The sequence below is a fragment of the Pelagibacterium xiamenense genome (genome assembly GCF_021166475.1).
GTDB lineage: Bacteria > Pseudomonadota > Alphaproteobacteria > Rhizobiales > Devosiaceae > Pelagibacterium > Pelagibacterium xiamenense.
Genome location: NZ_JAJOYS010000002.1, coordinates 124437 through 136668 on the forward strand (window position 1 = coordinate 124437; position 12232 = coordinate 136668).

Below are 12232 nucleotides of genomic sequence, written 5' to 3' on the forward strand. Positions count from 1 at the left end.
GAGTTTCCGGTCGGCCGTCTAAGACCCCAGAAAATCCAGAACGGTATCCAGAAAGAGCTTTGGCGCCGTGGTCATCGCAACATGTCCCTGGCCTTCCAAAATCACAATTCGGCTGTGCGGCAATGCATTCTCGAGCGCCTGGGACGGCGCAGTGAGTTCCGCGGGGCTGATTTCGCCCACAAGCAACAACGTCTCGACCAACAAGCCACGAAACCGTTCGGGTATAAACACGTAATCCCCGTCCGCGAGCTCGCGCAGCGCCGTGTGCGCGGCCGCAATGCGCCCGGTCCATGAGGGATCTTTTCGAAGTGCTTCGATTTGCGCATCCGGCGTCCCGGCCGCTTCCTTGAAGAACGCAACCAGCATCGCATCGCGATCCCCGGTCTCCAAAATCGCCTTGAGGCGTGCGGGAAGGTCGGGCGGATAGAGCGGCCTGCCTCCGACCGGAAATACGGGCTCGTAAAGCACGAGCCGCTTCAGATCGTCCACGCGAAGCGCAGCCTCCATCGCGCACAAGGCGCCGAATGAATGGCCGATGAGGCTCACGTCGCGGCCAGCGGCGCGAACGACCGCGGCTACGTCCTCATATTCCCGCTCAAGGGCGTAGGCGACGGCATCCCCGCTCCCGCCGCGCCCCCGACGGTCCATCGCAAGGACGGTGAAATTGCGCTCGAGGTCCGGCAAAATACCCGCCCAGCGCGTGTGATCCGCCGTCGAGCCATGGACCAACACAAGAGGCGGTCCACTGCCACTGCGCCGATAGGCGATCCTGGTTCCATCCAGGGAAGTGACGACGTCCATGCCATAGCCTCACAAACTTGCGATGCGCTGATGATGGGAAGTCACGGCCTAGTGCATGAAGTTTAGTCCCGGACGGCTGCCCCGTCCATATAGCGACGCCGGGCCGGTCGATACGGCCTCCACCCCATCGCGTTGGACTGGACGCCTCGACATTCGCACATTATTGTAACTTATAAAGTTACAATATTGGGACACGGAGCAGAAATGTCTGCAAGCGGCCAGTCGGCATTCAACGCCAATCATGCAAGAACCTACGCCGAGGGACCGCCCCGGCAGGTTCCCGGTTTCGAAGGCCTGCATCGCATGACAGCGATGCTGCTCGGCGAACGCGTGCCCGATAATGGGCGCGTGATGGTGCTGGGAGCGGGCGGCGGGCTGGAGCTTAGATCCCTCGCCGACGTGCATCCGGGCTGGACGTTCGACGGCATCGATCCGTCCGCGGAGATGCTCGACGCCGCAAAACAAACGGCGGCCCCGCACCTGGCGCGCATCCGGCTCATCGAGGGCTATATAACCGCCGCGCCGGAAGGACCGTTCGACGGGGCGGCGTGCCTTTTGACTCTCCACTTCGTTCCGCGCAGCGAGCGCCTTGAAACCCTTCGGGAAATTCGCCGCCGCCTGCGTCCCGGCGCGCCATTCGTTGTGGCCCATGTCAGCTTCGCGCAGACCGAACCCGAGCGCTCGCGATGGATTGCCCGTCACGTCGCGTTCGCCGGTGTAGCCCCCGCCCAGGCCGAAAGCGCAAGGCACGCCATCGCAACGCGCCTGTCCGCTCTCACGCCCGAGGAAGACGAAGCCATGCTGCGCGGGGCCGGGTTCTCCGACGTCAGCCTATTTTACGCGGGCCTGAGCTTCAGGGGCTGGGTGGCCTACGCCTAGACACGCCCCAGCCCCATCAGGATCATCAGCGCGACAAGCAAGAGCAAAGGCGTTATCCGCGCCCCATGCTCCGCCGGGTCGGCGTCATCAAGGCCGCGCAAACCCTCGGTCTGTCGCTCGACATCATCGGCGATGCGCTCGCGGTTCTCCCGATGGACCGCGTCTCAATCCCGAAACATTGAAAGACCAGGTCGGCGCGATCATGGCCGCGATAGACCGCGCCGTCGCGCAAGAGCAATCAGCCGAACTGGCTGAGCGCCGGGAAGGTCTCGAGGAACCAGTAGGAAATCCGGGTGAAGTTTCCGGTGAGGAATAAGAGCCCCACGGCCACGAGAAACGCCCCCATCGCTTTCTCGACCGTCCCCAGATGCCGCCGGAACCCCTCAAAGAACGACAGAAACGGCCCGATCGCCAGCGCCGCGAGCACGAACGGCACACCGAGCCCCGCTGAATAGACGCCCAGGAGCGCCGCCCCTTCCCACGCCGTCTCCCGGCTCGCCGCAACCGTCAGGATCGCCGCGAGCACCGGCCCGATACACGGCGTCCAGCCGATGGCGAACGCCAGCCCGAGCAGAAACCCGCCCACCGGCCCGCTCGCGATCTTCGGCCCTTCCATCCGGAACTGCCGGTAGAGCGCGGAAATCCGGAAGACGCCCAGGAAATGAAGTCCCATCACGATGATGACGATCCCCGCCAGCGGCATCAACACTGGCAACGCCCGGCGCAAGAGCTGCCCGAACACCGTCGCCGTCGCGCCGAATGCGATGAAGACGAGCGAAAATCCCAGAACGAACGCGAGCGCCGTAACGATCGTCCGCCCATAGAGCGCCCCGCCCACGGTTCCGTCCGCCTGCAACCGCTCGAACGACGCCCCGCTCATATAACTCAGATAGGGCGGCACCAGCGGCAGCACGCACGGGCTAAGAAAACTCAGGATACCGGCGCCGAATACGACGGGCAGCTCAAAGCCGAACATGGCAACTCCTCGGTTCGCCCCTCAATACCGCCTCGCGGCCACAAGGCAATGGCTCAAAAGGCCGCTCCCCTCTTTGTGAATCGCGCCAACCGTGAGCCGCCACCTTGCCAACGGACCCGATTGCCGTAAGCTCACCGGTTCGCGAGCGCGCCTCCGCGCCGCAAACCCCAAAACGAGCGGAGCTCCTGGTGTCCTCGCATCGCCTTGTCATGGCAGCCTTTTTCCTGCAACCCATCACCATGGGCGCGTGGTTGCCGCGCATTCCGCAGGTCCAGGAAAAGCTCGGCCTCGATCACGCGACTCTCGCCATGGCACTGATCGGCCTCGCCGTCGGGACCCTGAGCGCCCTGCCCTTCGGCGGACGCCTGGTCAACCGTTTCGGCGCCCGCAAGATCATCCTCTGGGGTTATGCCGCGTTCCTCATGGCCATCTGCCTGCCCGTCTGGGCATGGAGCGCCCCGAGCCTGTTCGGCGCACTCATGCTGGTGGGCATGGCGATGGGCATCCTCGAGCTGGGCCTCAACGTCGAAGCGGATTCGGTCGAAAAGACCGGCGGCAGACTCATCATGAGCACCGCCCACGGCTTCTGGAGCCTCGGCATCATGACCGGCAGCCTGATTGGCGCAGTGCAGGCGGGGCTCGCAATCCCGCCGCACATCGCGGTCCCGGCGCTGGCGGCGCTGCTCTTTATCCCCTCGCTTGTCCTCGCACGCGCTCTTCCAAAGCCACTGCCCAGCGCCGAGGCTGCAGCCGGGGAGGCCGATCACCGCGTCACGATCCCGGCCCCCCTGCTCGCTGGCATCTGCCTGTGCACCTTCGGCATCACGGCGACCGAAGGCGCGGTTGCCGATTGGTCGGCGATCTACCTGCGTGACATCTTCGCCGCCAGCCCCGGCAGCGCGGGCATTGGCTATTCGGTCTTTGCCGCCATGGTCGCTGCCGGCCGCTTCGCCGGCGACGGGCTGCGCCGCAAGCTCGGCCCGGTCGTCCTTGCGCGCGGCTGCGCGGCGCTTGCCCTGTTCGGCACGGCGCTCCTGTTTCTCGCGCCCAACGGCACGGCCGCGATCGTCGGCTTCGGCTTCATGGGCATCGGCGTGTCCGTCGGTTTCCCGCTCGGCGTCACGGCAGCAGCCAACGCGCCGGGACGCTCCGCCGCGAGCAATGTCGCGCTGCTCTCCTTTACGGCGCTGACGGGTTTTCTCGTCGGGCCGCCGGCCATCGGCTTCGCCGCGGAGGCCTTCGACATTCGCATTGCCCTCATGCTGCTGCTGCCCGTCCTGGCGCTGAGCATGGCGCTGACCGGCCTGCTGCGCCCGCGCCCGGCCCCGCAGGCCACGCCCCAGCCGACCGCCGCGCAATAGCACCCGGCGGCGAAACCCGCTATCTTACGCCGGTAAACGGGACGCCTTAAAAAATGCGAATCGCACTGTTGACCGCTCTGGCGATGATCGCGTTTGCGGGCAATTCGATCCTTGCCCGCCTCGCGCTCGGCGGCAACGGCATCGACGCGCCGCAATATACCGGCATCCGGCTCGCATCCGGCGCCATCTGCCTTGCGCTGATCCTCGCGATGCGCTCCGGCGCGAAACCGAACCTCTTCAAAGGCAGCTGGCCGGCCGCCGCCGCGCTCTTTGGCTATGCCCTCGCCTTCTCGCTCGCCTATCTGATGCTCGGCGCCGGTCCGGGCGCACTCGTGCTCTTTGCCAGCGTGCAGATCGGCATGCTCTCCTGGGCCATTATCAAGGGCGATCGCCCCGGCTGGCCTGAATGGCTCGGCTTCGCTGTCGCCGTCGGCGGGCTTGTCTATCTCGTTTCCCCCGGCCTCGCTGCCCCCGACCCGCTCGGCGCGGCCCTGATGGTGGTCTCCGGCCTGTGCTGGGCCGCCTACTCCCTGATCGGCCGCAGCTCGAAGGCCCCGCTCGACGACACCACCGGCAATTTCGTCCGTTGCGCCCCGCCCGCGCTCGCCCTCATTGCCGTGGGCCTCGCCACACAAATGCCAACCGCGCCGGCCCTCGCCTACGCCGTTGCATCCGGCGCGCTCGCTTCCGGCGCCGGCTACGCGATCTGGTACGCGGCGCTTCCTGCCCTTTCGCGCAGCCAGGCGGCATTCGTGCAGCTCACGGTCCCCGCCATTGCCGCCGCCGGCGCCGTCGTCTTCATCGGCGAACCCGTTACCCTGCGGCTCGTTATCGCAAGCATCGCTATCCTGGGCGGCGTCGCACTCGCCCTCGCCGCCGCGCGCTACCGCCGCTAGACCGCACAATTACGCCCAAAGAGGGGTGGGATTCCCGCGCGGCTCGTAATATGACACCCGCATAACCTCCCGAGCCGGTCCATGCCCGAAAACACCATCAAGATCGCCCCCTCCATCCTCTCCGCCGACTTCGCACGATTGGGCGAGGAAGTCCGCGCCGTCGACCAAGGCGGCTGCGACTGGATTCATGTCGACGTGATGGACGGACACTTCGTCCCCAACATCACCATCGGCCCGCTGATCGTCGAAGCCATCCGCCCGGTCACCAGAAAGCCGCTCGATGTCCACCTCATGATCGCGCCCGCCGATCCCTATATCGACGCCTTCGCCAAGGCCGGCGCGGATTCCATCACCGTCCATGCCGAGGCCGGCCCACACCTCGACCGCACCCTCCAGGCCATCAAGGCGCATGGCAAGAAGGCCGGCGTCGCGCTCAACCCCGCGACCCCCGTCTCAGCCATCGCGCACGTTCTTGACCGGATCGACATCGTCCTCATCATGAGCGTCAACCCCGGCTTCGGCGGCCAGGCGTTCATCCCCGAGGCGATCACCAAGGCCGCCCAGGCGCGCGATCTGATCGGCGGCCGCGATATCGAGATCGAAGTCGACGGCGGCGTCGATCCCTCCAACGCCGAAGCCCTCGCCGCGGCGGGCGTCACCGCCTTCGTCGCCGGCTCGTCCGTCTATAAGGGCAACGACCCCGCCACCTACGCTCCCCGCATTGCCGCCATACGCGAGGCGGCACTCAAAGCCCTGCGCTAACGCCATGAATCACAATCTCAACGAGGTCCACTAACCCCATGATCCCGCGCTATTCCCGCAAAGAAATGGTCGACATCTGGTCGCCCGAGACCAAGTTCCGGATCTGGTTCGAAATCGAAGCCCACGCTGCCACCGCGCAGGCCAGGCTTGGCGTCATCCCCTCAGAGGCCGCTGAAACCGTCTGGGCCAAGGGCAAAAACGCGACCTTCGACGTGGAGCGGATCGACGAGATCGAGCGCGAGGTCAAACACGACGTCATCGCGTTCCTCACCCACCTTTCTGAAATCGTCGGCACCGAAGCCCGCTTCGTCCACCAGGGCATGACCTCGTCCGACGTGCTCGATACGACGCTCTCGGTCCAGCTCGCCCGTGCGTCGGACCTGCTGCTTGCTGACATAGATGCGCTCCTCGCCGCGCTCAAGAAGCGCGCTCATGAGCACAAGAACACCATCACAATCGGCCGCAGCCACGGCATCCACGCCGAGCCGACCACCTTCGGGGTCAAGCTCGCCCAGGCCTATGCCGAATTTTCCCGTTGCCGCGACCGCCTCGTGGCCGCCCGCAAGGAAATCGCCACCTGCGCGATTTCCGGCGCCGTCGGCACTTTCGCCAACATCGACCCCTCGGTCGAAGAATACGTCGCCGAACAGATGGGCCTCGAGATCGAACCCGTCTCGACCCAGGTCATCCCCCGCGACCGGCACGCGATGTATTTCGCCACGCTCGGCGTCATCGCCTCGTCCGTCGAGCGGCTGGCCACCGAAATCCGCCACCTCCAGCGCACCGAGGTCCTTGAAGCCGAAGAGTTCTTCTCCAAGGGCCAGAAGGGCTCCTCGGCCATGCCGCACAAGCGCAATCCGGTGCTGACGGAAAACCTCACCGGCCTCGCCCGCATCGTGCGCGGCATGGTGACCCCGGCGCTCGAAAACGTCGCCCTCTGGCACGAGCGCGACATTTCCCACTCCTCGGTCGAACGCATGATCGGCCCGGACGCCACCGTCACCCTGGATTTCGCGCTCGCGCGGCTGACCAACGTTGTCGAAAATCTCGTCGTCTACCCCGAGAACATGAAAGCCAACATGGACAAGCTCGGCGGCCTTCACAATTCGCAGCGCTTCCTGCTGGCCCTCACCCAGGCCGGCATGAGCCGTGAGGAAAGCTACGCCGCCGTCCAGCGCAACGCCATGAAGGTCTGGCGGGGCGAGGGCAAATTCCCGGATTTCCTCAAGGCCGACCCGGAAGTTTCGGCAAAGCTCAGCGATGAGCAGATCGACGCGAGCTTTGACGACGGCTACCATTTGAAGCACGTGGACACGATTTTCAGGCGGGTGTTTGGCGAATAGGATTCCATGGCAGTCACTTACGCGCTCGAACCGAATCTCTCCGTGAGCGAGTTCGTTCATATTCTCAAGTCCTCAGGCTTGGGCGCGCAACGGCCAATTCACGATCTGCCACACCTCGAGCGCGTGCTGCGAGGATCGGACATCGTGGTGGTAGCTCGAAACGACTCTGGTGGCATCGTTGGTATCGCACGATGCATCACCGATTTCGCGGCGTGCTGCTACTGTGCCGATCTAGGGGTGGCGGAAAGTGTAAAACGCCAGGGGATCGGTCGTCGCCCCTTGAAGGAGGTCCGCCACGCTGCCCCCGAGGTCATGACCTTACACCTTTTTGCAGCCGAGGATGCCGTCGGCTTTTACAACGCGCTTGGCTTTAGGGGCTCTGGAAATGCGATGACGATCGCCCCACAAAAGCTCGACTAGACCCACTGGCCGCCACGCGCGCGCCACTTGCGCGTCCGGCCGATTTCGCCCAAGTAAGATTTCATGAAAACCGCTGACGCCGACATTCTCATCGTTCCCGGCCTCGGGCATTCCGGCCCCGGCCACTGGCAGCGCCGCTGGGCGGAAAAAATCCGCACGGCCCGCTTCGTCGAGCAGGACGATTGGGACAATCCGACCCTCGAGGACTGGGTGGAGACGCTCCACAAGGAGATCATGATGGCGACCCGCCCCGTCGTACTGGTGGGCCATTCGCTCGGCGTGCCCGCCATCGTCGCGGCCAGCCAGCGCCTCGCCGACACCAAGGTGAAGGCCGCGTTCCTCGTTGCCCCGCCCGATGTGGACGAGCACCCGAACGTGCCCGAGGCCACAGCGCCCTTCAAGAACCTCTCCCGCGATCCGCTCCGCTTCCCCTCGATGCTGGTGGCTTCCAGCAACGACCCCTACTGCACCGTGGAACGGGCCGCCGAATTCGCAAGCTGCTGGGGCTCGGATTTCCACATCGCTGGCGAGATGGGCCACATCAACACCGAGTCCGGCCACGGCCCCTGGCCCGAGGGGCTGCTGATGTTCACCCGGCTGATGAGCCGAATCTGACCGGTTCGGGAACAAAAAAGCCCCGCGCCGGCCGGCGCGGGGTTTTTCCATTCGCGGAAATGGCGCGATCACGCCTCGGAAAGAATTTCCTTTTTCGCCTGCGCATCGAACTCGGCGACCTTGGCGCGGATGTCCTTGTCCGAAATATCGACGCCCTTCTCCTCGAAATCCGCGAGGATCTTGCGCACGACATCCTCGGGACCGGCTTCGGTCATGTCCACGGCGATGATCTCGGCGACATAATTGGCGCGCGCATCGGCATCCTCGACGCCCAAATGCGTGCAGGCCCAATACGCCAGATGCTTGTTGCGCCGCGCCTCGGCCTTGAACCGCAGATTGGCGTCGTGGGCGAATTTGGCTTCCTCGCCCCGTTCGCGTTCCTCAAAGCTGGACATACCCTTGCTCCCGATGTCGAACCGCGCGGGCGCGGTCGTTTGCATTACGAGTGTGCAATATGCGGTTCTCTTTCGCAAATCAACGCCGGTAATGCCGCAGCGATTAACCTTGCCTGCAGTCCGCCCGAGTTTTTGCCCAACAGGACATGGAATCGCTGTATCAATGCCGCCGAAAACGTCGCCGCCACCATCATGGGGCTTGCATTTTAAGGGCAAAAAGGCGCATGAGTGCGCCCAATTCCACAGATTGCCCGATCCACGACCGGATCATCAACGGACAGGTGAAATGAACCGTCGCCGCAAGATTTACGAAGGCAAGGCCAAGGTCCTCTACGAGGGCCCCGAACCCGGAACGCTGATCCAGCACTTCAAGGACGACGCCACCGCCGGCAACGGCGCCAAGCACGAAATCATCGACGGCAAGGGCGTCCTCAACAACCGGATTTCCGAGTTCGTTTTCTCCAAGCTCAATCAGCTGGGTATTCCGACCCACTTCGTCCGCCGCGTCAACATGCGCGAACAGTTGATCCGCGAAGTCGAGATCATCCCCATCGAGGTCGTGGTACGCAACGTTGCCGCCGGCTCGCTGTGCAAGCGCCTCGGGCTCGAATCGGGCACGCAGCTCCCCCGCTCCATCATCGAGTTCTACTATAAGGACGATGCGCTCAACGACCCCATGGTCTCCGAAGAGCACATCACCGCCTTCGGCTGGGCGACCCCGCAGGAGCTCGACGACGTGATGGCGCTCGCCGTGCGCGTGAACGACTTCCTCACCGGCCTGTTCATGGGCGTCGGCATCCAGCTCGTCGACTTCAAGATCGAGTGCGGGCGTCTCTATGAGGGCGACCTGATGCGCATTGTCCTTGCCGACGAGATCTCGCCCGACAATTGCCGGCTTTGGGACGTCAAGACCCGCAACAAGCTCGACAAGGATCGCTTCCGCGAGGACCTCGGCGGGCTCGTCGATGCCTATCGCGAGGTTGCGCAGCGCCTGGGCATACTCGTCGAGGCCGACAACGCACTCACCACCGGCCCCCGGCTGGTCCAGTAGCCAACAAGAGCGCTTCCGAACATTCAAGAGCGCAGAAAAATCAATCAAGGGAAGAAAACCGGAACCATGAAAGCCCGTGTCATCGTCACCTTGAAAAACGGCGTCCTCGACCCTCAGGGCCAGGCCATCGAAGGGTCTCTCGTGGGCCAGGGCTTCGAAGGCGTCCAGTCCGTCCGCCAGGGCAAGGTCTTCGATCTCGAACTCGAGGCTGCAGACGCGCTCGCCGCCGAGACGGAAATCCGGCGCATGTGCGAGAAGCTGCTCGCCAACACTGTCATCGAAAATTTCGACATCGAGATTATCGGTTAACCTCTAAACCTTAAACTAAATGCCGCGCGAACTCTGTTCGGCGCGCCCGAGGAGTTGTGACTAAATGCTGAAAACCGCCACCCTGTCCCTCTTGTTCTTTGCAGCCTTGGGGATCATGGTCGCCGCCTATGGGACCGTGCCGGCCTGACGGGCACAAGAATAATCCGGGACGTCCCGTCCCCATGCAAAGCCGGAAGTCACACTTCCGGCTTTTGCTTTTCGTGGCCGGCTTAACGGTCCCTGTTCACCATAACCGCTTCCCACCCGCGCAAGTTTACCGGCGAATGCTATGAGTAGTCCCGCATTTGCCACACGCCGGACTGCGCAAGGGACGCGAAAATGACAGCCGCACAAAAGCCCCGCCTCGATTGGGTAGACATCGCCAAGGGCCTTTCGATCATCCTCGTGGTGATGATGCACTCGACCTATGGCGTGGGTAACGATACCGGCGAGACCGGTTTCATGCACTACGTCCTCGCCTTCGCGACCCCCTTCCGGATGCCCGAATTCTTCCTCATCTCCGGGCTGTTCCTGGGCGCGGTCATCGCCCGCCCCTGGCGTCATTTCGCCGACCGGCGCATCGTGCACTACCTCTATTTCTACGTCCTCTGGGCCGTCATCATCATACTGTTCAAGCATCTGATGATCGACCGCGATCCCTCCGGCACCCTCGCCACCCTCGGCACCGCCGTTTACGACCCCTATTCGGTCCTCTGGTTCATTTACGCGCTCGCGGTTTTCGGGCTGATCGCCAAGCTCCTGTGGCAGTTCAAGGTGCCCCACTGGGCGGCCCTCGCCGCGGCCGCCGCGGTGTCGATCGCGCCGGTCGAAACCCCGGTCGCGATCCTCAACTACACGGCACACTACTTCGTCTTCTTCTACCTCGGCTACGCCGGCGCCCCCGGGATCATGCGTTTTGCTGAAGAGATCGGGAAACGCCCGGCGATTGCGCTGGCCGGCCTCGTGTTCTGGGCCATTGCCAACGCCGCCCTCGTCTTCGCACCCGGGCACGTGTTCGCCCCCGGCTTCGTCACCATCGGCGTCGCAGATGTCCCCGGCGCGACTTTCGCCCTTGCCGTCGCCGGCGCCCTTGCGGTCTGCACCACAGCCGTCCTCCTCGCCAAGACACCCCGCTTTGCGTGGCTGCGCTGGGTCGGCGCGAACTCGATCGTCATTTACCTCAGCTTCGTCATCCCCATGGGCGTTTTCCGCACGATCCTGCTCCGGGTAATGCCAAACATCGACGCCGGCATCGCAAGCCTCGCCGTCCTCTTCGTCGCGGTCGCGAGCCCGCTGGTCCTCTACTGGATCATCGGCAGGACCGGCTTCGGCAAATTCCTCTTCGAGCGCCCCGCCTGGGCTCACATCCCCGGCGCCCCGGGCAGCCGCTGGGGCACCCCTGCCCGGCCGCAGCCAGCCCAATAGCGCGAATTTGGAGCCAATAAGGGGGTTGTTGGTGCGAAAGCCCAACAACCCCCTTGCCTTTTGCGCGCAAAATCCCGAAAAGGCCCGCATCCGCCATTCCCCGCATGCAAGAGGCCACGCGAGATGAAGTCCGCCGTCGTCGTCTTTCCCGGCTTGAATCGCGACCGCGACATGGTCACGGCGCTCGAAAAGATCGGCGGCACCCCGCCTGTCGTCGTCTGGCACAAGGATGCCGAACTCCCCGATGTCGACCTGATCGTCATCCCCGGCGGCTTTTCCTATGGCGACTATCTCCGCGCCGGCGCCATTGCCGCCCGCTCGCCCATGATGGACACGATCCGCGAGCGCGCCGAAAAAGGCGTCCACGTCCTCGGCGTCTGCAACGGCTTCCAGATCCTCACCGAAGCCGGCCTCCTCCCCGGCGTTTTGATGCGCAACGCGTCGCTCAAATTCGTCTGCAAGGAAGTCAAGCTCTCGGTCGCCAACGCCAATACGCCCTTCTCGAAAGAATACGCATCGGGCCAGGTCTTCCGCTGCCCCATCGCGCACCATGACGGCAACTATTTCGCCGACGCCGAAACGCTGAAGTCCATCGAAGACAACGGCCAGGTGGTCTTCCGCTACGCCGAGGACACCAACCCCAACGGCTCGATCAACGATATCGCGGGCATCACCAACGCCAAAGGCAACGTGCTCGGAATGATGCCTCACCCGGAAAACCTCATCGAACCCGCCCATGGCGGCGAAGACGGCCGCGGCATCTTCGCCGGGCTTCTAGGGCCTGTTAACACTTATGGATAGGGGTTTGATTTTGCATAAATCGTTCAATGCCAAGCGTTTCGAGCAGGGCGGGGTTGGCCCCCGTTCTGTTCGAAACGCGCCGGCAGTGGGCGATTTATGCAAAACCCTCCGGGCGCGCCATCGTCCGGCCCCTTATCGCGAAAAATCCCGTTTGCAGGCATCAGCCTACGGCGCGGGATTTTCCACGAAAGTCGCTCG

The 12232-nt window shown here is 64.0% G+C and carries 14 protein-coding genes; 11 read left to right on the forward strand and 3 right to left on the reverse strand.

The annotated features are described in order from the left end of the window. Window positions 1-18 precede the first annotated feature (18 nt). A complete protein-coding gene (locus tag LSG43_RS08580; protein ID WP_231803113.1) occupies window positions 19-801 on the reverse strand; it encodes an alpha/beta fold hydrolase in 783 nt (260 codons plus the stop codon). Between the two features lie 204 nt (window positions 802-1005). Between LSG43_RS08580 and LSG43_RS08585 the strand changes: the two genes are divergently transcribed. After that, on the forward strand, window positions 1006-1680 hold the full coding sequence (locus LSG43_RS08585) for a class I SAM-dependent methyltransferase (protein ID WP_231803115.1): 675 nt from the start codon (window positions 1006-1008) through the stop codon (window positions 1678-1680). 238 nt (window positions 1681-1918) lie between these two features. On the opposite strand, the gene LSG43_RS08590 is transcribed toward LSG43_RS08585, so the two are convergent. Continuing rightward, window positions 1919-2656, reverse strand: coding sequence for a cytochrome c biogenesis CcdA family protein (locus tag LSG43_RS08590; protein ID WP_231803117.1), 738 nt, complete (start codon window positions 2654-2656; stop codon window positions 1919-1921). A 188-nt stretch (window positions 2657-2844) separates the two neighbouring features. Here LSG43_RS08590 and LSG43_RS08595 point away from each other — a divergent pair, with 188 nt between their 5' ends. The 6 genes from LSG43_RS08595 to LSG43_RS08620 all read left to right on the forward strand — a co-directional run bounded on the left by LSG43_RS08595 (window position 2845) and on the right by LSG43_RS08620 (window position 8053). Then, window positions 2845-4017, forward strand: a complete 1173-nt coding sequence (locus LSG43_RS08595) for an MFS transporter (protein ID WP_231803119.1) — start codon at window positions 2845-2847, stop codon at window positions 4015-4017. 53 nt (window positions 4018-4070) lie between these two features. Beyond that, window positions 4071-4913, forward strand: coding sequence for a DMT family transporter (locus tag LSG43_RS08600; RefSeq protein ID WP_231803121.1), 843 nt, complete (start codon window positions 4071-4073; stop codon window positions 4911-4913). An 81-nt stretch (window positions 4914-4994) separates the two neighbouring features. Continuing rightward, window positions 4995-5675 carry a ribulose-phosphate 3-epimerase gene (gene rpe, locus LSG43_RS08605; protein ID WP_231803123.1) on the forward strand — a complete coding sequence of 227 codons (681 nt, stop codon included), beginning with the start codon at window positions 4995-4997 and terminating at the stop codon, window positions 5673-5675. Between the two features lie 38 nt (window positions 5676-5713). Next, window positions 5714-7018 carry an adenylosuccinate lyase gene (purB, locus tag LSG43_RS08610; protein WP_231803125.1) on the forward strand — a complete coding sequence of 435 codons (1305 nt, stop codon included), beginning with the start codon at window positions 5714-5716 and terminating at the stop codon, window positions 7016-7018. A gap of 6 nt (window positions 7019-7024) precedes the next feature. Then, entirely contained in the window at window positions 7025-7438 is a 414-nt protein-coding gene (locus LSG43_RS08615) for a GNAT family N-acetyltransferase (protein WP_231803127.1), read from the forward strand. Window positions 7439-7501: 63 nt separating this feature from the next. Beyond that, complete coding sequence (locus tag LSG43_RS08620; protein WP_231803129.1) at window positions 7502-8053, forward strand: RBBP9/YdeN family alpha/beta hydrolase; 552 nt, start codon at window positions 7502-7504, stop codon at window positions 8051-8053. Window positions 8054-8121: 68 nt separating this feature from the next. On the opposite strand, the gene LSG43_RS08625 is transcribed toward LSG43_RS08620, so the two are convergent. Then, on the reverse strand, window positions 8122-8448 hold the full coding sequence (locus LSG43_RS08625) for a DUF1476 domain-containing protein (RefSeq protein WP_231803131.1): 327 nt from the start codon (window positions 8446-8448) through the stop codon (window positions 8122-8124). Window positions 8449-8734: 286 nt separating this feature from the next. Here LSG43_RS08625 and purC point away from each other — a divergent pair, with 286 nt between their 5' ends. From purC to purQ, 4 genes are all read left to right on the forward strand, one after another. After that, a complete protein-coding gene (gene purC / locus LSG43_RS08630; RefSeq protein WP_231803133.1) occupies window positions 8735-9499 on the forward strand; it encodes a phosphoribosylaminoimidazolesuccinocarboxamide synthase in 765 nt (254 codons plus the stop codon). Between the two features lie 66 nt (window positions 9500-9565). Next, on the forward strand, window positions 9566-9808 hold the full coding sequence (gene purS, locus LSG43_RS08635; protein WP_231803135.1) for a phosphoribosylformylglycinamidine synthase subunit PurS: 243 nt from the start codon (window positions 9566-9568) through the stop codon (window positions 9806-9808). Between the two features lie 339 nt (window positions 9809-10147). Then, entirely contained in the window at window positions 10148-11233 is a 1086-nt protein-coding gene (locus LSG43_RS08640) for an acyltransferase family protein (protein WP_231803137.1), read from the forward strand. A gap of 123 nt (window positions 11234-11356) precedes the next feature. After that, on the forward strand, window positions 11357-12034 hold the full coding sequence (purQ, locus tag LSG43_RS08645) for a phosphoribosylformylglycinamidine synthase subunit PurQ (RefSeq protein ID WP_231803139.1): 678 nt from the start codon (window positions 11357-11359) through the stop codon (window positions 12032-12034). Window positions 12035-12232: the final 198 nt, after the last annotated feature.

Bases quoted from the DNA above. Each gene is read 5' to 3' on its own strand.
- LSG43_RS08585 (WP_231803115.1), top strand. From the start codon at position 1,006: ATGTCTGCAAGCGGCCAGTCGGCATTCAACGCCAATCATGCAAGAACC.
- LSG43_RS08590 (WP_231803117.1), bottom strand. From the start codon at position 2,656: ATGTTCGGCTTTGAGCTGCCCGTCGTATTCGGCGCCGGTATCCTGAGT.
- purC (WP_231803133.1), top strand. From the start codon at position 8,735: ATGAACCGTCGCCGCAAGATTTACGAAGGCAAGGCCAAGGTCCTCTAC.
- LSG43_RS08615 (WP_231803127.1), top strand. From the start codon at position 7,025: ATGGCAGTCACTTACGCGCTCGAACCGAATCTCTCCGTGAGCGAGTTC.
- LSG43_RS08625 (WP_231803131.1), bottom strand. From the start codon at position 8,448: ATGTCCAGCTTTGAGGAACGCGAACGGGGCGAGGAAGCCAAATTCGCC.
- LSG43_RS08600 (WP_231803121.1), top strand. From the start codon at position 4,071: ATGCGAATCGCACTGTTGACCGCTCTGGCGATGATCGCGTTTGCGGGC.
- purS (WP_231803135.1), top strand. From the start codon at position 9,566: ATGAAAGCCCGTGTCATCGTCACCTTGAAAAACGGCGTCCTCGACCCT.
- purQ (WP_231803139.1), top strand. From the start codon at position 11,357: ATGAAGTCCGCCGTCGTCGTCTTTCCCGGCTTGAATCGCGACCGCGAC.
- LSG43_RS08580 (WP_231803113.1), bottom strand. From the start codon at position 801: ATGGACGTCGTCACTTCCCTGGATGGAACCAGGATCGCCTATCGGCGC.
- LSG43_RS08620 (WP_231803129.1), top strand. From the start codon at position 7,502: ATGAAAACCGCTGACGCCGACATTCTCATCGTTCCCGGCCTCGGGCAT.
- purB (WP_231803125.1), top strand. From the start codon at position 5,714: ATGATCCCGCGCTATTCCCGCAAAGAAATGGTCGACATCTGGTCGCCC.
- rpe (WP_231803123.1), top strand. From the start codon at position 4,995: ATGCCCGAAAACACCATCAAGATCGCCCCCTCCATCCTCTCCGCCGAC.
- LSG43_RS08640 (WP_231803137.1), top strand. From the start codon at position 10,148: ATGACAGCCGCACAAAAGCCCCGCCTCGATTGGGTAGACATCGCCAAG.